General features: G+C 60.0%; 26 protein-coding genes and 1 tRNA gene. 5 read left to right on the top strand and 22 right to left on the bottom strand.

What is annotated here, in order from left to right; genetic code table 11:
• The first annotated feature begins 164 nt into the window (after positions 1-164).
• On the top strand, positions 165-725 hold the full coding sequence (locus IEG05_RS19965) for a glycine cleavage system transcriptional repressor (protein WP_041014606.1): 561 nt from the start codon (positions 165-167) through the stop codon (positions 723-725).
• A gap of 22 nt (positions 726-747) precedes the next feature.
• Positions 748-1,221, top strand: coding sequence for a peroxiredoxin (locus tag IEG05_RS19960; RefSeq protein ID WP_014821025.1), 474 nt, complete (start codon positions 748-750; stop codon positions 1,219-1,221).
• 33 nt (positions 1,222-1,254) lie between these two features.
• On the opposite strand, the gene IEG05_RS19955 is transcribed toward IEG05_RS19960, so the two are convergent.
• Both IEG05_RS19955 and IEG05_RS19950 read right to left on the bottom strand, forming a co-directional pair.
• Positions 1,255-2,331, bottom strand: coding sequence for an AI-2E family transporter (locus tag IEG05_RS19955; protein WP_046618777.1), 1,077 nt, complete (start codon positions 2,329-2,331; stop codon positions 1,255-1,257).
• Between the two features lie 21 nt (positions 2,332-2,352).
• Positions 2,353-2,604: a sulfurtransferase TusA family protein gene (locus IEG05_RS19950; protein ID WP_014821027.1), complete on the bottom strand. Its 252-nt coding sequence runs from the start codon at positions 2,602-2,604 to the stop codon at positions 2,353-2,355.
• 110 nt (positions 2,605-2,714) lie between these two features.
• Between IEG05_RS19950 and IEG05_RS19945 the strand changes: the two genes are divergently transcribed.
• Positions 2,715-4,145, top strand: coding sequence for a M48 family metalloprotease (locus tag IEG05_RS19945; RefSeq protein ID WP_023446252.1), 1,431 nt, complete (start codon positions 2,715-2,717; stop codon positions 4,143-4,145).
• A 40-nt stretch (positions 4,146-4,185) separates the two neighbouring features.
• Here IEG05_RS19945 and nadA read toward each other — a convergent pair whose 3' ends face one another.
• The 17 genes from nadA to aspS form a co-directional block, all read right to left on the bottom strand.
• Positions 4,186-5,244 (bottom strand): quinolinate synthase NadA, encoded by a 1,059-nt coding sequence (gene nadA, locus IEG05_RS19940; RefSeq protein WP_101274776.1) that lies wholly within the window; start codon positions 5,242-5,244, stop codon positions 4,186-4,188.
• 246 nt (positions 5,245-5,490) lie between these two features.
• Positions 5,491-6,987, bottom strand: coding sequence for an acetyl-CoA hydrolase/transferase family protein (locus IEG05_RS19935; protein ID WP_041014611.1), 1,497 nt, complete (start codon positions 6,985-6,987; stop codon positions 5,491-5,493).
• A gap of 199 nt (positions 6,988-7,186) precedes the next feature.
• A tRNA-Lys gene (locus IEG05_RS19930) sits at positions 7,187-7,262 on the bottom strand.
• 108 nt (positions 7,263-7,370) lie between these two features.
• Entirely contained in the window at positions 7,371-8,045 is a 675-nt protein-coding gene (gene queC / locus IEG05_RS19925) for a 7-cyano-7-deazaguanine synthase QueC (protein WP_041014612.1), read from the bottom strand.
• 63 nt (positions 8,046-8,108) lie between these two features.
• Positions 8,109-8,750, bottom strand: coding sequence for a 7-carboxy-7-deazaguanine synthase QueE (gene queE / locus IEG05_RS19920; protein ID WP_023446256.1), 642 nt, complete (start codon positions 8,748-8,750; stop codon positions 8,109-8,111).
• A 120-nt stretch (positions 8,751-8,870) separates the two neighbouring features.
• On the bottom strand, positions 8,871-9,683 hold the full coding sequence (ybgF, locus tag IEG05_RS19915; RefSeq protein WP_046618782.1) for a tol-pal system protein YbgF: 813 nt from the start codon (positions 9,681-9,683) through the stop codon (positions 8,871-8,873).
• 6 nt (positions 9,684-9,689) lie between these two features.
• Positions 9,690-10,193, bottom strand: a complete 504-nt coding sequence (gene pal, locus IEG05_RS19910; RefSeq protein ID WP_003280313.1) for a peptidoglycan-associated lipoprotein Pal — start codon at positions 10,191-10,193, stop codon at positions 9,690-9,692.
• A gap of 47 nt (positions 10,194-10,240) precedes the next feature.
• A complete protein-coding gene (gene tolB / locus IEG05_RS19905; protein WP_046618784.1) occupies positions 10,241-11,542 on the bottom strand; it encodes a Tol-Pal system beta propeller repeat protein TolB in 1,302 nt (433 codons plus the stop codon).
• The gene (gene tolA / locus IEG05_RS19900) at positions 11,539-12,540 is read right to left on the bottom strand and encodes a cell envelope integrity protein TolA (RefSeq protein ID WP_046618787.1); all 1,002 of its coding nucleotides are present in this window, start codon (positions 12,538-12,540) and stop codon (positions 11,539-11,541) included. The genes tolB and tolA overlap by 4 nt, the downstream gene beginning before the upstream one ends.
• Positions 12,540-12,980, bottom strand: a complete 441-nt coding sequence (gene tolR, locus IEG05_RS19895) for a protein TolR (RefSeq protein WP_003300685.1) — start codon at positions 12,978-12,980, stop codon at positions 12,540-12,542. Before tolR ends, tolA begins: the two co-directional genes overlap by 1 nt.
• 11 nt (positions 12,981-12,991) lie before the next feature.
• On the bottom strand, positions 12,992-13,684 hold the full coding sequence (tolQ, locus tag IEG05_RS19890; RefSeq protein ID WP_014821036.1) for a protein TolQ: 693 nt from the start codon (positions 13,682-13,684) through the stop codon (positions 12,992-12,994).
• 2 nt (positions 13,685-13,686) lie between these two features.
• Positions 13,687-14,130: a tol-pal system-associated acyl-CoA thioesterase gene (gene ybgC / locus IEG05_RS19885; protein WP_023446262.1), complete on the bottom strand. Its 444-nt coding sequence runs from the start codon at positions 14,128-14,130 to the stop codon at positions 13,687-13,689.
• 51 nt (positions 14,131-14,181) lie between these two features.
• Positions 14,182-15,234 (bottom strand): Holliday junction branch migration DNA helicase RuvB, encoded by a 1,053-nt coding sequence (gene ruvB / locus IEG05_RS19880; RefSeq protein ID WP_046618788.1) that lies wholly within the window; start codon positions 15,232-15,234, stop codon positions 14,182-14,184.
• Between the two features lie 3 nt (positions 15,235-15,237).
• Positions 15,238-15,843, bottom strand: a complete 606-nt coding sequence (gene ruvA / locus IEG05_RS19875; protein ID WP_014821038.1) for a Holliday junction branch migration protein RuvA — start codon at positions 15,841-15,843, stop codon at positions 15,238-15,240.
• 74 nt (positions 15,844-15,917) lie between these two features.
• On the bottom strand, positions 15,918-16,442 hold the full coding sequence (ruvC, locus tag IEG05_RS19870; RefSeq protein WP_046618790.1) for a crossover junction endodeoxyribonuclease RuvC: 525 nt from the start codon (positions 16,440-16,442) through the stop codon (positions 15,918-15,920).
• 167 nt (positions 16,443-16,609) lie between these two features.
• Positions 16,610-17,359: a YebC/PmpR family DNA-binding transcriptional regulator gene (locus IEG05_RS19865; RefSeq protein WP_041014617.1), complete on the bottom strand. Its 750-nt coding sequence runs from the start codon at positions 17,357-17,359 to the stop codon at positions 16,610-16,612.
• Between the two features lie 150 nt (positions 17,360-17,509).
• Positions 17,510-19,285, bottom strand: a complete 1,776-nt coding sequence (gene aspS / locus IEG05_RS19860; RefSeq protein WP_031298108.1) for an aspartate--tRNA ligase — start codon at positions 19,283-19,285, stop codon at positions 17,510-17,512.
• A gap of 347 nt (positions 19,286-19,632) precedes the next feature.
• On the opposite strand from aspS, the gene IEG05_RS19855 reads away from it, so the two are divergent.
• Positions 19,633-20,103, top strand: a complete 471-nt coding sequence (locus IEG05_RS19855) for a Dps family protein (RefSeq protein ID WP_003300673.1) — start codon at positions 19,633-19,635, stop codon at positions 20,101-20,103.
• 273 nt (positions 20,104-20,376) lie between these two features.
• On the top strand, positions 20,377-20,976 hold the full coding sequence (locus IEG05_RS23540) for a cold-shock protein (protein ID WP_046618792.1): 600 nt from the start codon (positions 20,377-20,379) through the stop codon (positions 20,974-20,976).
• Between the two features lie 55 nt (positions 20,977-21,031).
• On the opposite strand, the gene IEG05_RS19845 is transcribed toward IEG05_RS23540, so the two are convergent.
• The 3 genes from IEG05_RS19845 to IEG05_RS19835 form a co-directional block, all read right to left on the bottom strand.
• Complete coding sequence (locus IEG05_RS19845; RefSeq protein ID WP_014821044.1) at positions 21,032-21,238, bottom strand: SlyX family protein; 207 nt, start codon at positions 21,236-21,238, stop codon at positions 21,032-21,034.
• Between the two features lie 2 nt (positions 21,239-21,240).
• On the bottom strand, positions 21,241-21,663 hold the full coding sequence (locus IEG05_RS19840; protein WP_046618794.1) for an HIT family protein: 423 nt from the start codon (positions 21,661-21,663) through the stop codon (positions 21,241-21,243).
• Positions 21,664-22,031: 368 nt separating this feature from the next.
• On the bottom strand, positions 22,032-22,482 hold a 451-nt coding region (locus IEG05_RS19835; protein WP_191122616.1), incomplete at its 5' end, for an integrase core domain-containing protein.

The following is a 22,482-nucleotide window of genomic DNA, read 5'->3' as shown; positions in this document are numbered from 1 at the left end:
CGAGTAGCCTGAAGCACGCTGCACAAAGCCGATGGGGACCAGGCGCCGAGCCCTCGCCACGGGGGCCATTTGGCAGTGCGCATTCCCTCTGCCCTCGGTTTTCGCTACCCTTAGCCGTTTTCGGCTTGGCTGGCCGACCGATTCACCACCGCCAGGAATGCTGCATGTCCACCCCCCCTCTACCCCGCGAACAATTTCTCGTCATCAGCGCGCTCGGCGCCAACCCGATGGAGCTGACCAACGTGCTCTGCCGGGCCGCCAACGAGAATCGCTGCGCGGTTGTCAGCACGCGGCTGACCCGCCACGGCGAATGCAGTGCACTGGTTCTGGAAGTCACTGGCAGCTGGGACGCATTGGCCCGGATGGAAACGACCCTGCCGGGGCTTGCGAAGAAGCACGCCTTCACCGCCAACGTGGTGCGTAGCGAGGCGCTGGAAAACCGCCCGCAGGCACTGCCCTACGTCGCTTATGTGAGCGCCGCCTTTCGTCCCGACATCCTTAATGAGCTGTGCCAGTTCTTCATCGACCATCGCGTCGAACTGGAAAGCCTGACCTGCGACACCTACCAGGCCCCACAGACCGGCGGAACCATGCTCAACGCCACACTGACCGTCACGCTCCCGGCGGGTACGCAGATCAGCTGGCTGCGCGACCAGTTCCTCGATTTCGCCGACGCACTGAACCTCGACGCACTGATCGAGCCCTGGCGTCCGCAGAACCCTTGAGATCAGTAACCAGGAGCCCACAATGGCCGTTGAAATCGACCGCCCCGTCCCGCCCTTTCAGGCTCAGGCCACCAGTGGTCAGCTGATCGAACTCGAGTCGCTGGCAGGCAAGCAGGTTGTGTTGTACTTCTACCCGAAGGACAACACACCCGGCTGTACAACCGAAGGCCAGGGCTTTCGCGATCACCACCAGGCTTTTATGGCGGCGAACACCCTGGTATTCGGCGTTTCCCGTGACAGTCTGAAGACCCATGAGAACTTTCGCGCCAAGCAGGGCTTCCCGTTCGAGCTGATCAGTGACAAAGAAGAGCAGCTCTGCCAGCTGTTCGACGTGATCAAACTGAAAAAGCTCTACGGCAAGGAATACCTCGGCGTGGATCGCAGCACCTTTCTCATCGACCGCAACGGCGTGTTGCGACAGGAGTGGCGTACGGTCAAGGTGCCGGGCCACGTAGAGGCGGTCCTTCAAGCCGCGCAAGCACTGAACGCCGAATGAAAAAGGCTGGCCACAGCGCCAGCCCTTCCCGCGTCATTCAGCCACTTCGACCAAACCTGCCTTAGGCTCGCCTGGCCACGCATTGAGAACGGCCTTGAACAAGGTCGCCAACGGAATGGCAAAGAACACGCCCCAGAAGCCCCACAACCCTCCAAACAGCAGTACCGCGCAGATGATCGCCACCGGGTGCAGATTCACCGCCTCGGAGAACAGCAGGGGTACCAGCACGTTGCCATCCAGCGTCTGGATGATCGCGTAAGCCACCATCAGGTAGAAGAACTGGTCGCCCAGCCCCCACTGGAATATTCCGATCAGCGCGATCGGAATGGTCACGACCGTCGCGCCGATATAGGGCACCACGACCGAGACGCCGACCAGCATCGCCATCAGCGCGGCATAGTTAAGCCCCAGCGCGGCGAAGACTGCATACGACACCACGGCACAGATCAGGATCTCGATCACCTTGCCACGGATGTAGTTGGCGATCTGCAGATTCATTTCCTGCGAGACCTGAGTGATCAGCCCGCGCTCGCGCGGCAGATAGCTCTTGATCCAATCGCTGATCTGCTGCCGGTCCTTGAGGAAAAAGAACACCAGGATCGGCACCAGGACCAGATAAATCATCAGTCCGATCAGCAGCGGCAGGCTGGACAGCGACGATGTCAGCACCAATTGGCCATAACGGCCGATCTCGCTTCGAATAAAGTCGATGCCGCGCAGCACCTGCTCCTCGGTCACCAGCTGCGGGTAGCGCTCCGGCAGCAATAGCAGCAACGACTGCCACTCGACCAGCATGCGCGGCAGCTCGTTGAACAGGGTCAGAACCTGCTGCCAGAGCAAGGGCACAATGAACAGCGTGCAGACCACCATCACACCGATGAACATCAGAAATACCAGCCACACCGCGAGCAGATGCGGCACTCGCAGCCGTTCCAGCGCGCCCACCAACCCCTGCATCAGGAACGCCAGCACCAATCCCGCCAGTACCGGCGCCAGCATCCGACCAAAAATCAGGACAGCGGCGAAAGCCAGAAACAGTAAGACTGCAAGAACCACTGCCTCCTCATGGGAGAAGTAACGCTGCATCCAGCCGCGTAATACCTTGAGCATTTCATTCCTCGAAGCGAATCGTCAGGCCTTGCGCAGCCAGTAGCGATAAAGACCACCTTCGACCTCTTCATGCAGCAATGCATGACCGGCCAGTTTGGCGAAGCTGCGGAAGTCCCTTTGCGAACCAGGATCGCTGGCAATGACCTTGAGCACTGCACCGCTGGACATACGGTTCAGCTCCAGCTTGGCCTTGAGCAGAGGCATCGGGCAGTCAAGCCCAACAGCATCCAGTTCGGCATCGCATTCAAGCGATTGCGGTCGCGCTTCGGTCATGGTTCGCCTCCACAGAAAAGCCTCGCAGCATACCTAGCACAGCGGGCCTCTGGCCAGCCGGCCAAGGTCAAGGCTACAGTAGCCGCTCTCAACTCAACGAGCCTGTCTGGATGAAATTGCTGCGCCCCGCCCTGCTCACGCTCGCCTGCCTGACTGCACTGCCAGCATTGGCCAACGACCTGCCTTCGCTCGGCGATGCCAGCTCCTCCATCGTTTCTCCTGAACAGGAGCACCAGCTCGGCCGGGCATGGCTCAGCCTGCTGCGCGGGCAGGTTAGCCAGCTCTCGGACCCACAGCTCAAGGACTATGTAGAAAGCAGTGTCTATCGCCTGGCAGAAACCAGTCAGCTGCAGGATCGTCGCCTTGAATTCGTCCTGCTGGACAGCCCGCAGCTGAATGCCTTCGCAGCTCCAGGCGGGATCATTGGTGTCAACGGGGGCCTGTTCATTTATGCCCAGACCGAAGCCGAATATGCCTCGGTGATGGCTCACGAACTGGCGCACCTTTCCCAGCGCCATTTCGCCCGCGGACTGGAAGCGCAACAGCGCATGCAACTGCCTCTGATGGCCGCCATGCTGGCCGGCGTCGTCGCAGCCGCAGCCGGCGCAGGTGATGCCGGCATCGCCGCCATCGTGTCTACCCAGGCCGCAGCCATCCAGGCCCAGCGCCGCTTTTCCCGGCAGAACGAACAGGAGGCCGACCGCATCGGCATCGTCAACCTCGAGCGGGCCGGTTACGACCCGCGTGCGATGCCCTCAATGTTCGGTCGCCTCATGCGCCAGTATCGTTACGATCAGAAGCCACCGGAATTCCTGCTGACGCACCCGGTCAGCGAATCACGCATCGCCGATACCACAAACCGAGCGGAACAGTATCCACAGGGTGGAGCACAGGACAGCCTGCGCTACCAGCTGATGCGTGCTCGAACGCAATTGAAGTTCGAAAGAACACCGGGCGTCGAGGCCAAGCGATTCCGCGCGATGCTCAGCGAAAATCCAGAGATGGATGCCGCACGCTATGGCCTTGCGCTCGCGCAAGTCAAAGCTGGGCAACTCGACGAAGCGAACAGCAGCCTTGCTCCGCTGCTAACCAAGGCACCGGACGACATCACCTACAACCTCGCGCAGATCGAACTCGACATCACCGCCAACCGCCTGCAACAGGCGCAAACCCGTTTACAGCGGTTGCTGCAGCTATATCCGGGCAACTACCCGGTGCGCCAGATGCACATTGACCTTCTGATGGAGAAGGGCGAGACACAGCAAGCCGAGCGCGAGCTGGACAAGCTGGTGGAGCAGCGCCGCCAGGATCCCGATATCTGGTATCAGGTCGCCGAAGTGCGCGGGCTCAGCGGCAACATCGTTGGCCTGCATCAAGCACGCGCGGAGTACTTCGCCCTGGTAGGCGATTATGACCAGGGCATCGAGCAGCTCGACCTCGCCAAGCGCCGTGCCAGCAACTTCCAGATCGCATCACGGATCGACGCGCGCCAGAAACAGCTGATCGAAGAAAAGCGAATGGTCGAGGAAATGCTGCGCTGAGTTGAAAACGGCACTGAACGTTCAGCGCCGATGCAAAGGCTCAGGCGTTGCCGGCCTGTTTCAGCCGCGCGGCCTGGGTGAAATCGAGCATCCGCTTGAGGGGCTTGACCGCACGCGGAATGATCGCCGGATCGACGAAGATTTCATTGCTGCCAGCGCGCAGGCATTCCAGGGTCCGCTCCAGCGTGTTCATCGCCATCCAGGGGCAATGCGCACAGCTTCGGCAGGCTGCACCCTGGCCGGCGGTCGGCGCCTCGATGAACGTTTTTTCGGGGCACAACTGCTGCATCTTGTAAAAGATGCCCCGATCCGTCGCAACGATCAGCGTCTGCTGCGGCAAGGTCTGCGCAGCCTTGATCAGCTGACTGGTCGAACCTACCGCATCGGCGAGTTCGACCACCGCCTGCGGGGACTCCGGATGCACCAGAATCGCGGCATCCGGGTAAAGAGCCTTCATGTCAGCCAATTGCTTGGCCTTGAACTCTTCGTGGACGATACAGGCGCCATCCCAGAGCAGGATGTCGGCACCGGTCTCGCGCTGTACGTAGTTGCCCAGATGCTTGTCCGGCGCCCAGATGATCTTTTCGCCGTTATCCATCAGGCTTTCGACGATTTCCAGCGCACAACTGGATGTCACCACCCAGTCAGCCCGTGCCTTTACCGCCGCCGAAGTGTTGGCATAGACGACCACGGTGCGCTCCGGATGCTGATCGCAGAACGCTGAAAACTCTTCGACAGGGCAGCCCAGATCAAGGGAACAGGTCGCCTCGAGCGTGGGCATGAGCACGCGCTTCTCAGGATTGAGGATCTTCGCCGTTTCGCCCATGAACTTGACGCCGGCTACCAGCACGGTCTGGGCCGGGTGCTCGTTGCCGAAGCGCGCCATTTCCAGGGAGTCGGAAACGCAGCCGCCGGTTTCCTCGGCCAATGCCTGGATCACCGGATCGGTGTAGTAATGCGCCACCAGCACCGCATTCTGGCGCTTCAACTCGGCGGCTATCTCACTGCGCAGCCGCGCTTCCTGCTCAGGCGTAAGCGGCTTCGGCTGCTTGGCTGCCAGGTGAGCCTGCACGAGAATGCGTTCGGGTATCTGCGTCATGGACGGGTCCTGCCAGCACGGGATTGCACGAAGCGCCGAGTATAACGGCCCAGGCCGGGAATTCGGGCTTGTCGGTAGAGACGAGGCGCGCAGGATTCAGACACGCCTCCTGCCTTTCAACGGGGCAGGAATACTAGCCGAAGCCTCTACAAAAGGGAAAGCACGGTAAAAAAGCGTGAAAAGCCGGGCATTGCGCCCTGTCAAACGAAAACCGCCGGCATCAGCCGGCGGTTCTTTTCTTCTGGATCACTCGCCCTTGAGCATGTGTCCACGTTCCTCCAGGTTGATGTGCCACTGCATCGCTTCGCCCAGCAGGTGCGGCGTCTGGCCGCCCTTCTTGCAGGCGTCGTCGAAGTACTGGTTCAGCGCATCGCGGTAGGAAGGGTGCACGCAGTTGTCGATGATGGCGCGGGCGCGCTCGCGCGGAGCGAGGCCACGCAGGTCAGCCAGGCCTTGCTCGGTAACCAGAATCTCGACGTCATGCTCGGTGTGGTCAACGTGAGCAACCATCGGCACGACGCTGGAGATGTTGCCACCCTTGGCGATCGACTTGGTCACGAAGATGGCCATGTGAGCGTTACGCGCGAAATCGCCCGAACCGCCAATGCCGTTCATCATCTTGGTGCCGCCCACGTGAGTGGAGTTGACGTTGCCATAGATGTCGAACTCGAGCGCGGTGTTGATACCGATGATGCCAAGACGGCGCACAAGCTCAGGATGGTTGGAGATTTCCTGAGGACGCAGGATCAGCTTGTCCTTGTACTTCTCCAGGTTGCCGAACACGCGATCATTGCAACGCTCGGACAGGGTGATGGAGCAACCGGAAGCAAAGGTCATCTTGCCCGCATCGATCAGCTCGAAGGTGCAGTCCTGCAGTACTTCGGAGTACATCACCAGGTCTTCGAACGGCGAATCGATCAGACCGCACATTACCGCGTTGGCGATGTTGCCGATACCTACCTGCATCGGGCCGAGGTTCTTCGCCATACGGCCGGCTTCGACTTCGCTCTTGAAGAACTCGACCAGATGGTTGGCGATGGCCTGGGTTTCTTCGTCCGGCGGAGTGACCGTGGAGTAGGAATCCGGCTGATTGGTGATGACGATGGCGGCAATCTTGGCCGGATCGACCGGGATCGAAGTCGCGCCAAGACGATCATCGACCTTGGTCAGCGGGATCGGACCGCGGTTCGGGCGCTCACCCGGGAAGTAGATGTCGTGCAGACCTTCCAGGTTCAGGTTGTGTGCCAGGTTCAGCTCGATGATCACCTGGTCGGCGAACATGGCCAGGTTGGCCGAGTTGCCTACTGAAGTGGTCGGTACGATGTGGCCCTGCTCAGTGATGCACAACGCTTCGACGATGGTGACGTCGGGACGCTTGATCTGATGATTGCGCATCTGCTCGACGGTATGCGACAGGTGCTGGTCGATGAACATGACCTCACCGGCGTTAATCGCCTTGCGCAGTACCGGATCGGCCTGGAACGGCATGCGACGGGCCAGTAGACCCGCGGAAGCCATCTTGCCATCGAGATCGTTACCCAGGCTGGCGCCAGTGACCAGGCTGATCTGCAGCTTCTCGTCCTTGGCACGGTCGATCAGCGCGAGGGGCACGGCCTTGGCTTCGCCCGCACGGGTGAAGCCGCTCATGCCAACGGTCATGCCGTCGCGAATAAGGGCAGCTGCCTCGTGGGCACTCATGACCTTGTTCTGCAGAGAGGACAAGCGGATACGATCAGAATACATTTGAGCCTCGAACCAACGGTAATCGGAAGGGGCCGCAGTCTATTACGTTAAAAACGCTTGAGCCACCTACTAAGGTCGTAGAGAAAAACGCTTCTTATGACCGAACGTAGCAGCCTGCAGCAACGCAAAAACGCGGCCATTAAAAAAGCCGGATAACCCTGACAGGTCTCCGGCTTCTTGTGCTCCCTCGAGAGCGATATGGTGGGTCGTGTAGGATTCGAACCTACGACCAATTGGTTAAAAGCCAACTGCTCTACCAACTGAGCTAACGACCCAATGCGGGGCGCATGATACTGATTTGATTGATGAAAACAAACTTTTTTTTGAAAAAATTCGCGATCGCCTTCGTTTGACGGCACCCCTCCAGTACTGGCGCAGGCCGCTCAGAAATAGCGAGTGGGGTCAGCCAGCCCCGCTTCGGCAAAACCGGCGGCGCGCAATCGACAGCTGTCGCACTTGCCACAGGCACGTCCATCCGTGTCGGCCTGATAGCAGGAAACCGTCGCCGCATAGTCCACGCCCAAACGAGCCCCCTCCTGCACGATCCGCGCCTTGCTCATCTCCTGCAGTGGTGCCTGGATGCGGAACCCCAGCCCTTCTACGCCTGCCTTGGTGGCCAGATTGGCCATTCGCTCGAATGCCGCAACGAACTCCGGTCGACAATCCGGGTAGCCCGAGTAATCGACCGCATTGACGCCGATAAAGATGTCATGGGCACCCAGCACCTCAGCCCAGCCAAGGGCCAACGAGAGAAACACCGTATTGCGCGCCGGGACGTATGTGACCGGAATACCCTCACCAGGCACCTCAGGCACATCGATGCTGTCGTCGGTCAATGCCGAGCCGCCGATGCCATTGAGGTCCAGGCCGATCACCTTGTGTTCGACCACTCCCAGTTGTTGAGCAACACGTTCGGCCGCCTGCAGTTCGGCGCGATGACGCTGGCCGTAGTCAAAGCTCATGGTGTAGCAGGCGTAGCCCTGAGCACGGGCCATGGCGACCACCGTAGCCGAATCGAGCCCGCCGGACAGCAGGATGACTGCTTTCTTCTCGTTCATTTCGCGATACCTTCAAAACGGATGAGCACGACCAGCCAGGGACGAGCCGCTAATGCCAGCGACTCAGTGGCCGGGCGCGTCGTTCCAGATAATCTTGTGCAACTGAAGCTGCAAGCGCACCGGCAGGTTGTCGGCAACGATCCAGTCCGCAAGGGCACGAACATCGACCTGACCGTGACTCGGCGAGAACAACACCTCTCCGGCACGTCGATCCAGCCCGTACTCGATCAGCTTGCTGACAGCCCAGTCATAATCCTCGCGAGAACAGATGACGAACTTGACCTGATCGTTGCGCGTTATGCAGGCGATGTTCTCGTAGCGGTTACGCGCGACCTCGGCGGAACCCGGTGTTTTCAGGTCCACTACACGACTGACACGCTCATCCACCACGGAGATATCGAGTGCACCACTGGTCTCCAGTGAAACCTCATATCCCGCATCGCACAATCGCTGCAGCAAAGGCACGCAGTTGGGCTGCGCCAGCGGCTCTCCCCCGGTCACGCAGACGTAACGGGGATTGTAGGAGGCAACCCGCTCGACGATCGCGTCGAGCGTCATCAACTCTCCACCGCTGAATGCGTAGGCGGTATCGCAATATTGACAGCGCAGGGGACAGCCGGTCAGGCGGACGAACACAGTAGGCAATCCACTGGTCCGCGTCTCCCCCTGCAGCGAGTAGAAAATCTCGGTAATTCGCAGGGTCATATCAGCCACGGGCGTGACGGCTAAACAGGCCATCCGCCTCCGTTGCGGGAAATAGGGGCGGCGATTCTAACGAAAAAACCCGCGCAATGGGCGGGTTTCGTTCGGTCTCGCCAGTGTGCCTCAGCGATTGAGCTGACGCTGAGCCAATTGTGCAGCCGATGTATTCGGATACTTGGCAATGACCTCACGCAGAATGCCCTGCGCCTTGTCCCGGTTGCCCAGACGAATCTCAACATCTGCCAGCTTGTAGAGCGAATCCGGCACCTTGTTGTGCTGCGGATACGCCTGGCTCACTCGAGCGAACGCCTGACCGGCCCCTTGCAGGTCGCCCTTTGCCAGGTTGACCTCGCCAAGCCAGTACTGGGCGTTGCCAGCGTACTGACTGTCAGGGTACTTGCGCAGGAATGCAGCGAAAGCCTGGCTGGCCTTGTCGAAATCCTTCGCCTTGATCAGGTCGAAAGCAGCGTCGTAATAGAGCTTTTCCTTTGCAGGATCGCCGGATGTGCTTTGCGACTGGCCCTGGCTGGCAGCGGCGGGTGCCGAACTTCCAGCTGACGCCGCCGTATTACTGGACGGAGCAGGCTGATTGCCTGCCGCGGATCCGCTGGACAGACGGCGATCCAGGTCCTGATAGCGTTCCAGCCCCTCTTGTTGCAGGCGCTGGATCTGATTCTGTTGCTCCTCAAGCATGCCGCGCAGTTGCGCGATCTCTTCCTGCATCTGCTGTAGCTGCATGAAGAGCATGCCCTGTGCCGAAGATGGAGCGGTGGCTCCACCTCCGGCATAGGCACCGTCACCGCTCGGCGCAGCGGTAGAGTAACCCGAGTTGCCGCTAGCGGCACCTTCTTCGTAATCCACCACCGGCACTTGAGCCACCGCCATCAGCGGCAGCGCGAGCACTGTAAGAGTCAGAGCATGACGGTACTTACGCATGACGAATTACTTGCGCAGTTCGACGCGACGGTTCTGGGCCCAGGACTGCTCGTCGTTACCCATGGCAACTGGACGCTCTTCGCCGTAGGAAACCAGCTCCAGCTGAGCCGGGGAAACGCCCTGCAGTACCAGGTAACGCTGTACGGCCTTGGAGCGACGCTCGCCCAGAGCCATGTTGTACTCACGGGTACCACGCTCGTCAGTGTGGCCTTCCAGAACGACGCGAGCGCCGTTGCCTTTCAGGTCCTTGGCGTGAACGTCCAGAGCGCGCATGGCTTCCGGCTTCAGGTCGGAGCTGTCGTACTCGAAGTAGAAGGTAGTGATGGCGCGCAGAGCGGCTTCTTCGCTCATGCTGCTATCGACGGAACCGGAATCAGCACCGTAACCAGCATTCGGATCGATCGCACCCGAACCTTCGCCCGAATCGTCGCCGCCTTTGGAGGAACAACCGACAGCAACAGCCATGGCCAGAGCCAGAGCGGTGAACTTACCGAATTTCAGCATTTCCATTTTGTAACAACCCCAGGTGTGTTTTGGTTAAAAGCGTTGATACCGCATCAGTTCAGGTAAGGGGACCAGGACGGCTCTCGGACTTCGCCTTGAGCTGTAGGAAGCGGGAGCCTAACGCGTCCATTGATGGACACGAGCATCAAGACTCCCCGGCCCTGCTGGCGGGTGGCGTAGATTAGCATGGTGCCATTAGGCGCAACAGTGGGCGATTCATCCAGACTGGTATCCGAGAGTATTCGCAGATTGCCACGCTGCAGATCCTGCGCAGCAACCTTGAAGTTTGTGTAACCGTCCTGGCGATGGATCATGACCAGCGTCTTCTCGTCGGCCGACAGCTTCGGGTTGGCGTTGTAGTTGCCAACGAACGTCACACGCTCAGCCGAATTGCTGCCCAACCGCTGCTTGTATACCTGAGGCTTGCCAGCACGGTCAGAGGTGTAATAAATGGTCTGACCATCAGCACCCCAGAAGGGTTCGGTATCGATCGCGTAGTGATTGGTCAGGCGCTGCAACTGCCGCGAGCCGAGGTCCATCACATAGATTTCCGGATTGCCATCTTTCGACAGTACGAACGCCAGGCGATTGCCATCTGGCGAGAATGCCGGCGCACCGTTCAAACCTTCGAAGTTGGTGACCTGTTCGCGGCGACCCGTATCGATGTGCTGAATGAAAATACGTGGACGCTTCTGCTCGAAGGACACATAGGCAATACGGCGTCCGTCCGGTGAATAACGCGGGGAGAGAATGGGCTCGCGCGATTGCAGCAGAGTCACCGCCCGAGCGCCGTCATAATCCGAACGCTGCAGCGTGTAGCGCGTGTTGGCGCCACCCAGCCGCTCAACCGTCACATACAGCAGACGCGTGGAAAACGCGCCCTTGATGCCGGTGAGTTTCTCGAAGGACTGATCCGCCGCATGGTGCGCCATGTCGCGCAACTGATCCGAGGAACCACCAACGGTTCCAGTCATCACCTGCTGTTCGGTCGTTACGTTGAACACTTCGTAACGGACCTGAAGGCGGCCACCGGCCGGCTCGATATTGCCGACCATCACGTACTGGGCGCCCAGAGCCTTCCAGTCGCGATAGATGATCTCGCTGCCGCGGGTCGGCATGCTGATCATGTTCTGCCGCGGAATGGGCTGGAAAATACCGGAATTGCGCAGGTCGTTGCCGACGATTTCCGCCATGTCCTCAGGCAGTACGGTGCCGCCCTGCCAACCGAATGGAACGACAGCGATCGGGATCGCACGGTCGGCACCACTGGTGACGACGATGTTTTTTTCCTGCGCCACCGCCATTCCCGCCAGGCAGCAGAGCAGGACAAGTAGACCTCGAAGGGAGTTGATCACAACGCAAGATCCTCAGGCGTAAATGTCATTTTGAAGGACCGGTAAGGCTGGAAGTCCTGCGGGCTCAGGCCCTGCATTTCGGTCAGCCGACCGATGTTCTTTACTGCGGCAACCGCAGAATTGTCGAATGGCACATCTCCGCTCGATCTGGAGACGCTGACGTTGGTGATGGTGCCATCCGGAAGCATGTTTACCTGGAGCTGCACGGTCATGTTATTGCGCGCCGACGGCGGTCGGGTCCAGCCTTCTGCTGCACGCAGCCGGATCAGATCATCGAAGTTGCCGGCAACCTGATCACCATGGGTATCAGCCAGTGCTTGCTGGCGCTCGGTAGTGTCAGAGAGCAGCTCGGCAAGCGCCTGCGCCTTCTTGTCTTCTGCCGCTTTGCGCGCGGCCTCTGCCGCTGCCTTCTTCTTGGCATCTTCAGCAGCTTTTTTCTTGGCAGCTTCGGCGGCAGCTTTCTTCTTCGCTTCTTCCACCGCCTTGCGCTTGGCTTCTTCGGCAGCCTTCTTCTTGGCCTCCTCTGCTGCCTTCTTCTTGGCCAATTCTTCAGCAGTCTTTTTCTTGGCGATGTCAGCCTGCTTCTGCTGTTCGACCTTCTTGGCCTCCTCGGCCTTTTTCGCCGCAGCCGCTTTATCGGCTGCGGCTTTCGCCGCATCCGCCTTTCGAGCCTCTTCCGCCTTCTTTTGTTCCGCAGCGCGGGTGGCAGCAGCCTGCTTCTGCTGCTCGACCTTACGCTGTTCCATCTGTTCGCTTTCGAACTGCTTGGCAGCAGTCTTCTTCGCTTCGCCGGCAATCTTCTGGTTGGTCTGGGTAGTCGCCTGGCTCTGCGACTTCAGTTGATACAAGGTGGCCTGCACGATCGGCTTGGACGGCGGTAGCTCGGGCGTCATCGAAAAGCTGACGAACAGCATGCCGAAAATAATGACGTGCAGACCGACCGCCAGCACGGTCGGCCAGAAGTAGCTCTGCGAAGGCGATGACTCACGCTGCTGCATCAAGGCGCCTCGGTGATCAGACCGACATTACCCACGCCGGCTTCCTGCAGACCGCCCATGGCCTCCATCACCGAACCATAATCAACCGCGCGATCGCCACGGATGAACACCTGGGTATCCGGACGCTGGCGCATGATGGCAACGACAGCCTGCGTCATGTCTGCCAGTGCGACGGCCTCGTTGCCCTTGCTGTCGGTATCGACCTCGCTACCGACGTTCCAGTAATAGGTTTTGTCAGCCTTGATGGAAATGGTCAGCACCTGCTTGTCGTTATCCTGCGGCAAGGCTTCGCTGCTGACCTTGGGCAGATCGACCTTGACGCCCTGATTGAGCATCGGCGCCGTGACCATGAAGATAACCAGCAGCACTAGCATCACATCGATGTAAGGCACCACGTTCATCTCGGCGACGGGCTTGCGTCTGTTGCGGATTCTGGCCATGGCCGTGGGCCTCAGTCTTCGGTGGTGTGAACTTTGCGGTGGAGGATGGCCTGGAACTCATCGGCAAAGGTGTAATAACGACCGATGAGCATCTCGCCCCGCGCGGCGAAACGGTTGTAGGCGATCACCGCAGGAATCGCGGCGAACAAACCGATCGCCGTAGCGATCAGCGCTTCGGCGATGCCTGGCGCCACAGTCGCTAGAGTTGCCTGCTGAACCTGAGCCAGGCCGCGAAAGGAGTTCATGATCCCCCAGACGGTACCGAACAGGCCGATGTAAGGGCTGGTGGAACCAACGGTGGCCAGGAATGGCAAGCTCTGCTCGAGCTTTTCCTCTTCACGGGAAATCGCCACGCGCATGGCGCGATTGACCCCATCCATCACCGCATCGGGATCGACACCCTGCTGCTGACGCAGACGGGAAAATTCCTTGAAGCCGGCGCGAAAGATCTGCTCGACGCCAGAATCCGGATCCGGGTTGCTGCCTGCCTGGCGATACAGCTTGGACAGGTCGATACCGGACCAGAAGCGCTCTTCAAAGGTATCGAGTGCTCGCTTCGCGGCACGCAGCATACTGCCGCGCTGAAAAATCAGAATCCATGATGCGACCGAAGCGGCCACCAGAATCAGCATGACCAGCTGCACCACGAAGCTGGCGTTGCTGATCAGGCTCCACATGGACATGTGATCGACGTTGGCTTCCACGCTTACTCTCCTGCAGGGGATAGACCCGAGCCAGCGAAGGCGACACGCAGCGCTTCGGGAATGGCTCGGGGTTTCAAACTTTCGGCACGCACGCAGGCAACCAGCACCTGCCCCTCACAAAGCAGAACATCATCCAGTGCACGCCGGACCTGCTGGCGAAACCGCAGACTGGCGCGATTCACCTCAACCACCTCGGCCGTCACCAGCAATTCATCGTCCAGGCGAGCCGGTGCTCGGTAGCGGGCTTCGACCGAATGCACGACGAACAGCAAGTCCTCACCGGCCAGCTGCGACTGGGCGAATCCCAGACTGCGCAACCGCTCGGTACGAGCTCGCTCCATGAATTTGAGGTAATTGACGTAGTAGACAATGCCGCCCGCGTCGGTGTCCTCGTAATAGACTCGACAGCGGTGGGTAAAGATTTCAGCTCCGGCTTGCGCGCGCATACTAGTGCTCGGCCCTGTAAATGCCAATCGGGTAACAGAACAATATTTTCTTCAAACTATGTCGCCATCGAACAGATCCGGCGTTGGAGCATCGCTCATGCGCTTGGGCAGGTTGAGGCCGAAATGGAGATAGGCGTGACGCGTCACGACCCGACCGCGCGGCGTGCGCATGATGTAGCCCTGCTGGATGAGGTACGGCTCGAGCACATCCTCGATGGTGTGCCGCTCTTCACTGATCGCAGCGGCCAGGCTGTCGATCCCCACCGGTCCGCCGTCGAACTTCTCGATCAGGGTCAATAGCAGCCGGCGATCCTGATGATCGAAGCCTCGCTCATCGACGTCGAGCATGCTCAAGGCAAGGTCGGCAATCTGCCGGGTGATCTCGCCACGACCCCGCACTTCTGCGAAATCTCGCACACGACGTAGCAAGCGGTTAGCGATACGCGGCGTCCCTCGCGCTCGACGGGCGATCTCGAATGCACCCTCCGGCTCGGTCGGCAGACCGAGGATACCGGCGGAACGGCTGACGATGGTCGCCAGGTCCTCGGTGGAATAGAACTCCAGACGCTGGACGATACCGAATCGGTCTCGCAGTGGATTGGTCAGCATACCGGCCCGCGTGGTGGCGCCCACAAGGGTGAACGGCGGCAGATCCAGCTTGATCGAGCGAGCCGCAGGCCCCTCGCCGATCATGATATCCAGCTGGAAATCTTCCATCGCCGGGTACAAAACCTCCTCGACAATGGGCGAAAGGCGATGGATCTCGTCGACGAACAGAACGTCGCCCGCCTCCAGATTGGTCAGCAATGCGGCCAGGTCACCCGGTCGCTCAAGCACCGGGCCCGACGTGCTCTTGATCGACACGCCCATCTCTTCGGCGATGATGTTCGCCAACGTAGTCTTGCCCAGCCCCGGCGGACCGAAGATGAGCGTGTGATCGAGCGCTTCCTGACGGCCCTTGGCGGCGCGGATGAACAGATCCATCTGCTCGCGCACGACCGGCTGACCAATGTACTCGGCCAGCTTGAGTGGCCGAATGGCACGATCCAGTTGCTCGTCGCGATCGCGACTGCCTGCCGTGACGATACGATCCGCTTCGATCATGGCTTACACCATGCCCTTGAGGGCACGGCGGATCATTTCTTCACTGCTCAAATCATCTTCCTGTATGGCGGACACTGCACGGCTGGCTTCCTGTGGCTTGAAGCCCAGGGAGATCAACGCGCTGACCGCATCATTCTCGGCGCTTGTGACTGCCATTTTGCTCCCGGGTTCAACCACGAAGGTCGCGATGGCGGGCATGCTCTCCCACGCCTTGAAGCGGTCCTTCAACTCGACCAGAAGCCGCTCGGCGGTCTTCTTGCCAACGCCTGGGATGCGCACCAGGACCGACGTATCCTGCGCCTGCACACAACGCACCAGCTCATCGACTTCCAGTCCGGACATCAACGCCAACGCTAGCTTCGGTCCCACACCGTTCAAACGGATCAGTTCACGGAACAGCTCGCGCTCGCGCTTCTCGGCGAAGCCATAAAGAAGTTGTGCGTCTTCACGCACGACGAGGTGCGTATGCAGCGTCACCGGCTCGCCGACCGCCGGCAGGCGATACAGCGTCGTCATCGGCACTTCGACCTCATAGCCGATACCGTTGACATCGAGAATCAGATGTGGCGGTTGCTTTTCCACCAGCGTGCCACGCAAACGTCCGATCAAGCTGTTTCCTCCATGGCCATCGCATCCGCTGACGACCACTCGATTATTCGTTCAACCAAGAGAGTTTGCGCCGACTAAAGACGCAACCGCCCGCCTCGTCGCTTGGCGCCGGCCAGGCCGTGCGGAATGAGGCTCTGCCGGTGATGCGCATGACATAACGCAATGGCCAGCGCGTCCGAAGCATCGATCTGGGGTTTTTCCAGAAGCTTGAGCAAGTGCATGACCATCATCTGCACCTGCTGCTTATCAGCCCCGCCCGTTCCGGCGATGGCCTGTTTGACCTGCGTCGCGGTGTACTCTGCGATCTGCAGACCTGCTTCCGCGCCAGCAACAATGGCTGCCCCCCGAGCCTGGCCGAGCTTAAGCGCGGAATCGGCATTACGCGCCATGAATACTTGCTCGATGCCCATCGTTACCGGGCCATAGGTCCGAATGACCTCGCTCACACCACTGAAAACGGCACGCAAGCGATTAGGCAGCTCGCCGGTGCCGGTACGAATGCAACCAGAGGCGACGTATTCACAACCGCGGCCGGTGTCCCGTACGACGCCGTAGCCGGTGATTCGAGAGCCGGGATCGATACCCAAAATCAGCGTCATGCCGTGCCGTGCTGTCTATTTATCCAGTGGCGAGTATACGGAGGCGCTGCCGTCTCCGCCACCGACAACAATATGCGCCCAGATAGTCACTACGTTGCCAGCGATGCGTGCCTATAAAAAAGCCGGGAGCCCAGCAATGCGGCTCCCGGCTGCGGACACCACGACATTCAGCCCAGCTGCTGCATGATCTCGTCGGAGATTTCCGCGTTGTGGTAGACGTTCTGCACGTCATCCAGGTCTTCCAGCGCATCGATGAGACGCAGAACCTTCTGCGCCGTCTCGACGTCGGTGATGGGCGCCATGATGGACGGAATCATCGCCACTTCTGCTTCGTCGCCGCGGAATCCGGCTTCTGTCAGTGCTTCGTTGACCGAGAGGAACTCGGCGAAGCTGGTATAGACGTCGACCGACCCATCCTCCTGACTGACGACGTCGTCGGCGCCCGCCTCCAGCGCCGCTTCCATCAGCGCGTCTTCATTGACGCCGGGCGCATAGCTGATCTGGCCCTTACGATCGAACATGTAGGCGACCGAGCCGTCAGTACCGAGGTTGCCACCGTTCTTGCTGAAGGCGTGACGCACTTCGGCCGCGGTACGGTTGCGGTTGTCGGTCATGGCCTCGATGATGATCGCCACCCCGCTTGGCGCGTAACCCTCATAGCTCAGCTCGGTCATGTTGTCCGCTTCGCTGGAGCCTGCGCCCCGGGCGATGGCGCGATCGATGACGTCACGCGACATGTTGGCTGTCAGCGCCTTGTCCACGGCCAATCGCAGACGCGGATTGTCCGCCGGCACGCCGCCGCCATGCTTGGCCGCCACGGTCAGCTCACGGATCAGTTTGGTGAAGATCTTGCCCCGCTTGGCGTCCTGACGCTCTTTGCGGTGCTTGATATTGGCCCATTTGGAATGACCAGCCATAACTCACTCCATTCTTCGACTGAATCAGAAAATCTCGATAACCGGATCCGTCTGTCACTCGATAAAGACAGCGGCCGGCTATCGCCGTAATGTCTCGCACTCAGAGCCGCAAGACGAAGAAGCCTGGCAGAACCAGGCTTCGGGTAGCGTTTACTCCGCCTTCGGTTGCTCGCGCAGACGGATATGCAGGTCGCGCAACGCCTTGCTGTCCACCGCACCCGGCGCCTGGGTCATGACGTCCGCCGCACTCTGGGTTTTCGGGAAGGCAATCACCTCACGAATCGACTGCGCACCGGTCATCAGCATCACCAGGCGATCCAGACCGAAGGCCAGACCACCATGTGGCGGAGCGCCGAATTTCAACGCATCGAGGAGGAAGCCGAACTTCTCTTCCTGCTCGGCTTCATCGATGCCGAGAATGCGGAACACAGTCTGCTGCATTTCCTTGCGATGGATACGGATCGAACCGCCCCCCAGCTCGGTACCGTTGAGCACCATGTCGTAGGCACGCGACAGCGCCGCAGCCGGATTGGCCTCGAGCTCCTGAGGCGAGCACTTCGGCGCGGTGAACGGGTGGTGCAGCGCGCTCAGCGAGCCGTCATCGTTCTCTTCGAACATCGGGAAGTCGACCACCCATAGCGGCGCCCAGTCGCAGGTCAACAGCTTGAGGTCGTGGCCGATCTTGATGCGCAGCGCACCCAGGGCCTCGGAAACGATCTTCGCCTTGTCTGCACCGAAGAACACGATGTCGCCATCGACCGCACCGACGCGATCGAGAATCACATTGAGGTTGTCTTCCGGGATGAACTTGACGATCGGCGACTGCAGGCCTTCAACGCCCTTGGCGCGTTCATTGACCTTGATATAGGCCAGGCCCTTGGCCCCATAGATGCCAACGAACTTGGTGTAATCGTCGATCTGGCTGCGCGGCATGCTCGCCGCACCCGGGACGCGCAGCGCGGCAACGCGGCCTTTCGGGTCATTGGCCGGACCGGAGAACACCTTGAACTCGACAGCGTTGAGCTGATCGGCAACATCCACCAGTTCCAGCGGGATGCGCAGGTCGGGCTTATCCGAGCCGTACCGGCGCATGGCCTCTTCGAACGGCATGTGCGGGAATTCGCCAAACTCCAGATCCAGCACTTCCTTGAACAACTTGCGGATCATGCCTTCGGTGATACCGATGATGTCCGCTTCATCGAGGAAGCTGGTCTCGATGTCGATCTGGGTGAACTCGGGCTGGCGATCAGCGCGAAGGTCTTCGTCGCGGAAGCACTTGGCGATCTGATAGTAGCGGTCGAAACCGGCAACCATCAGCAGCTGCTTGAACAGCTGCGGCGACTGCGGCAGGGCAAAGAAATTACCGGCATGGGTGCGGCTCGGCACCAGATAGTCACGCGCGCCTTCAGGTGTCGGACGCCCCAGGATCGGGGTTTCCACATCGAGGAAGCCGTTGTCATCCAGGTACCGACGAATGCTCGCGGTGATACGCGAGCGCAGCTTGAGCTTCTCGGCCATTTCTGGGCGACGAAGGTCGATGAAGCGATAGCGCAGTCGCGTCTCCTCGCCCACATCGCTGTATTCGTTGAGAGGGAATGGCGGGGTTTCGGCGTCGTTCAACACCTCCAGCTCGTAGCCCAGCACCTCGATGGCACCGGAAGCCATATTCGGGTTCACCGCACCAGCTGGGCGCAGGCGGACCTTGCCGGTGATCTTCACTACATACTCGCTACGCACCTTGTCGGCGGTCGCAAAGGTTTCGGCGCGATCCGGATCGAAGACCACCTGAGCCAGGCCCTCACGATCACGCACATCGAGGAAGATCACCCCGCCGTGGTCACGACGGCGATGTACCCAGCCGCAAAGAGTGATTTCCTGGCCGTCCAGGCTTTCGTTCAATTGGCCGCAATAGTGGCTGCGCATCATGGTGAAGTTCGCTTCTCGTATCTTGAATTCGATGGGGCGCGAGAGCCGCGACAGACTGACAAGACCGTGACTGCTCTGCGCAAGCGGCATGTACCGTACGCGATACCGCATTGACGCCGGGCGCCGCAGCACGCACTGGGACCGCCAGGCACAAGCGCGGGATTATATCGACATAATCACCGCGGCGCAGCCGTTGCCCTCGCCAACTCGAAATCGAGCCGTTGATGGAACCCTGAATCGATCAGAGCCTTCCAACGGTGAGCATTTCGACCAGAAACGTATCGCTTCACAACACCACGCATTTTTCTGGCATAACTAACGGCTGAACCATCCACCAGGAGAAAAACATGGAAATCAACATTGGCATCGCCGAACAGGACCGCGCAGCCATCGCCGAAGGCCTGTCGCGCCTGCTCGCTGACACCTACACCCTGTATCTGAAGACCCATAACTTCCATTGGAACGTCACGGGGCCGATGTTCAACACGCTGCACACCATGTTCGAAACCCAGTACACCGAACTCGCCATCGCCGTGGACGATATTGCCGAACGCATCCGCACGCTGGGCTTCCCGGCGCCGGGCACCTACGCGGCATACGCCCGCCTGAGCTCGATCAAGGAAGAGGAAGGCGTCCCCTCCGCCGAAGAGATGATCAAGCTGTTGGTCGAAGGCCAGGAAGCCGTTGTACGAACCGCCCGCGGTATCTTCCCGCTACTGGACAAGGTCAACGACGAGCCGACCGCCGACCTCCTGACTCAACGCATGCAGAGCCACGAAAAAACTGCATGGATGCTGCGCAGCCTGCTTTCGGCCTAAGTTTCGCTACTGGGCGGAGCGCCACATGCGCTCTGCCCAGATCGCAACGCATCCGCTACGAAACAGCCCGTCTTCGAGCATTCTCCGCACCCGAAGCCACGACGGCGAACACGCTCATTTGAGCCCCCTTCTCCTTTCCTGTTAAATACGCCGCGCTGCAGCCCGGACCCGCGCGGTTTCTCGACCAGTGTTCAGCCCTGACCGACGAACGTTTTCCACGAACTCCAGGCCTGCGGCTTCTCTGTCGTGTTATCAACCGTGAGCCATACAAGAATGTTAAAGATCGTCCATGTCCTGGCGGGTGTCATTGCCCTGCTGCTGTCCTTTGTTCCAAGCCTGCGCGGCGCAATGCCACTACTGCTGCAACCCGACGCCTTGTGCCTGCTGATGCTTGGCCTGCTGAACGTTCAATTCGCCCCATCTGCCCAGTTGATCGACAGCCGCACCCGGCCAGTCATAATCGCTGCGTCAGCGCTGTTACTCCTGTCTATCGCGCTGCAGGCCGTCATCGTACTTGTAGCTTTGCCGCAGATCGCCGGCCAGCCCGCAACACTCGCCAGTCTGCTGCTCGCCCTTGTGGCCGTGCTGCTGCACCTCGCCACGCCACGCGGCCTGAGCAAGCAGGCAAAACCGGCTCGCACCCACACCCACGCACCATCGGCAGCAGGGCGCGAGGCTGGCACCGTAAAATGGTTCAACACATCCAAGGGGTTCGGATTCATTTCCCGGGACAGCGGAGATGACGTATTCGTCCACTTTCGCGCCATCCGCGGCGAAGGGCACCGCATCCTGGTCGAGGGCCAGCGCGTGGAGTTCACCATCATGATGCGGGACAAGGGACTGCAGGCCGAAGACGTCGTCCCGATCGAGTAGGACGACCGAGCAAGCTGCCACGGGGCGAAGTCACCACGCCGCCCCGTTTCACAATTCAATAATGCGGTGGAGGCGCCTCGTCCTCACCAGCGTCCATTGGAACCTGCATTTCCTCCTGACGTTTTGCCAGTGCGCGCAGCTGAAGCTGCAGACGCTCCATGATCCGCTGTTGCTCGACGAGCACATCGTTCAGCGTCTGGATCGTATCGTCCTGAAACGCCAGACGCGTTTCCAGATCCATCACTCTCGATTCAAGGTCCACAGTCATACTCCAAAACGAAAGTGATCGGTCAGCACCAACTTTAGCTTGTCCCTGATGGCTGCCACCTGCTCGTCACTGTAAGGCTTCGCCGGATGCCTGCCCCACACCGGCGCTGGCCAGGCAGCATCATCGCGTCGCCGCGCAATGACATGCATATGCAGCTGCCCGACGACATTACCAAGCGTGGCGACATTCATCTTGTCGGCGCCGAAGGTGTCCTTGACGGTCTCGGCCAGCGCAGTGGCCTCCTTCCACAGCGCCAGCTGATCAGCCGCATCCAGCTGAAACAACTCACTAATCTCATCGCGACGCGGCACCAGAATGAACCAGGGATACTGGGTGTCGTTCATCAACAGCAACCGGCAGAGCGGGAAGTCACCAAGCAGCAACGTGTCCTGCTCCAGACGTGAATCAAGTACAAACATAACACTCCCCTTGCGAAGCAAACCCCGCGCGAATGCGCCGTAGGAAACAGGTAAAAAGGATACCTCAGACATCCCAGACGACAACCTGGCAACCGCGCACAAGATTGGTGCCTGACCTGAGAAAACGCGCCGCCTTTCGGTGCAATGCGGCTCCAATATTTCTCCGCAACGCCCGATTAGCTCGATCATGAATTCTGAGTACGATTCTTGCTAGACGATCTATGCGAACGCTAGGGGCGGCTTCAAAACACCGCAATCAGCGTCACACAGCTTGCTCTAGCGCTGCACTAGAGCTAAACAGTACATTCTCTGGATGGCTTTTCGCGAGAGCAGCCGGCGATTTTCAAGGTAGTTGTCGCGTGAGCGTGTCACGCTGCCTTTGATGTTTGCTGCAGTACCGCTTCCCGCTCCGGGTTCAGGCACACGATCGGTGCCAGTGACCAGTTCCTGATGTCGCCGCTCCAGCGCTCCGGGTACCGTGCGCGTGCCGCCTCGTACAGCTCGATACGCTTGCGCAGCAGCTCTTCCGCTTGGCCGGTATGTCGCTGCGCCGGGGTCACGAACTTCAGGGCGCTGTGGCGATGTTCATGGTTGTACCAGTCCACGAAGCGGTTCACCCAGCTCCTGGCCTGCTCCAGCGTGTCGAAGGGCCGCTCCGGCCACAGCGGGCAGTACTTCGCCGTGCGGAACAGGGCCTCGGCATAGGCGTTGTCATTGCTCACCCGCGGGCGGCTGAACGAGGGCATCACACCCAGGTTCTGCATGGCCGCCAGCATGGTCGAGCCCTTCATCGCGCTGCCGTTGTCCGAGTGCAGTACC

This window comes from Stutzerimonas kunmingensis, from assembly GCF_014764705.1.
Classification (GTDB): Bacteria; Pseudomonadota; Gammaproteobacteria; order Pseudomonadales; family Pseudomonadaceae; genus Stutzerimonas.
Note: the sequence above shows the minus strand (reverse complement) of the source record. Positions and strands in the feature narration are given on the sequence as shown.

Bases quoted from the DNA above. Each gene is read 5' to 3' on its own strand.
- IEG05_RS19965 (WP_041014606.1), top strand. From the start codon at position 165: ATGTCCACCCCCCCTCTACCCCGCGAACAATTTCTCGTCATCAGCGCG.
- IEG05_RS19960 (WP_014821025.1), top strand. From the start codon at position 748: ATGGCCGTTGAAATCGACCGCCCCGTCCCGCCCTTTCAGGCTCAGGCC.
- IEG05_RS19955 (WP_046618777.1), bottom strand. From the start codon at position 2,331: ATGCTCAAGGTATTACGCGGCTGGATGCAGCGTTACTTCTCCCATGAG.
- IEG05_RS19950 (WP_014821027.1), bottom strand. From the start codon at position 2,604: ATGACCGAAGCGCGACCGCAATCGCTTGAATGCGATGCCGAACTGGAT.
- IEG05_RS19945 (WP_023446252.1), top strand. From the start codon at position 2,715: ATGAAATTGCTGCGCCCCGCCCTGCTCACGCTCGCCTGCCTGACTGCA.
- nadA (WP_101274776.1), bottom strand. From the start codon at position 5,244: ATGACGCAGATACCCGAACGCATTCTCGTGCAGGCTCACCTGGCAGCC.
- IEG05_RS19935 (WP_041014611.1), bottom strand. From the start codon at position 6,987: ATGTATTCTGATCGTATCCGCTTGTCCTCTCTGCAGAACAAGGTCATG.
- queC (WP_041014612.1), bottom strand. From the start codon at position 8,045: ATGAACGAGAAGAAAGCAGTCATCCTGCTGTCCGGCGGGCTCGATTCG.
- queE (WP_023446256.1), bottom strand. From the start codon at position 8,750: ATGACCCTGCGAATTACCGAGATTTTCTACTCGCTGCAGGGGGAGACG.
- ybgF (WP_046618782.1), bottom strand. From the start codon at position 9,683: ATGCGTAAGTACCGTCATGCTCTGACTCTTACAGTGCTCGCGCTGCCG.
- pal (WP_003280313.1), bottom strand. From the start codon at position 10,193: ATGGAAATGCTGAAATTCGGTAAGTTCACCGCTCTGGCTCTGGCCATG.
- tolA (WP_046618787.1), bottom strand. From the start codon at position 12,540: ATGCAGCAGCGTGAGTCATCGCCTTCGCAGAGCTACTTCTGGCCGACC.
- tolR (WP_003300685.1), bottom strand. From the start codon at position 12,980: ATGGCCAGAATCCGCAACAGACGCAAGCCCGTCGCCGAGATGAACGTG.
- ybgC (WP_023446262.1), bottom strand. From the start codon at position 14,130: ATGCGCGCGCAAGCCGGAGCTGAAATCTTTACCCACCGCTGTCGAGTC.
- ruvB (WP_046618788.1), bottom strand. From the start codon at position 15,234: ATGATCGAAGCGGATCGTATCGTCACGGCAGGCAGTCGCGATCGCGAC.
- ruvC (WP_046618790.1), bottom strand. From the start codon at position 16,442: ATGACGCTGATTTTGGGTATCGATCCCGGCTCTCGAATCACCGGCTAC.
- IEG05_RS19865 (WP_041014617.1), bottom strand. From the start codon at position 17,359: ATGGCTGGTCATTCCAAATGGGCCAATATCAAGCACCGCAAAGAGCGT.
- aspS (WP_031298108.1), bottom strand. From the start codon at position 19,285: ATGATGCGCAGCCACTATTGCGGCCAATTGAACGAAAGCCTGGACGGC.
- IEG05_RS19855 (WP_003300673.1), top strand. From the start codon at position 19,633: ATGGAAATCAACATTGGCATCGCCGAACAGGACCGCGCAGCCATCGCC.
- IEG05_RS23540 (WP_046618792.1), top strand. From the start codon at position 20,377: ATGTTAAAGATCGTCCATGTCCTGGCGGGTGTCATTGCCCTGCTGCTG.
- IEG05_RS19840 (WP_046618794.1), bottom strand. From the start codon at position 21,663: ATGTTTGTACTTGATTCACGTCTGGAGCAGGACACGTTGCTGCTTGGT.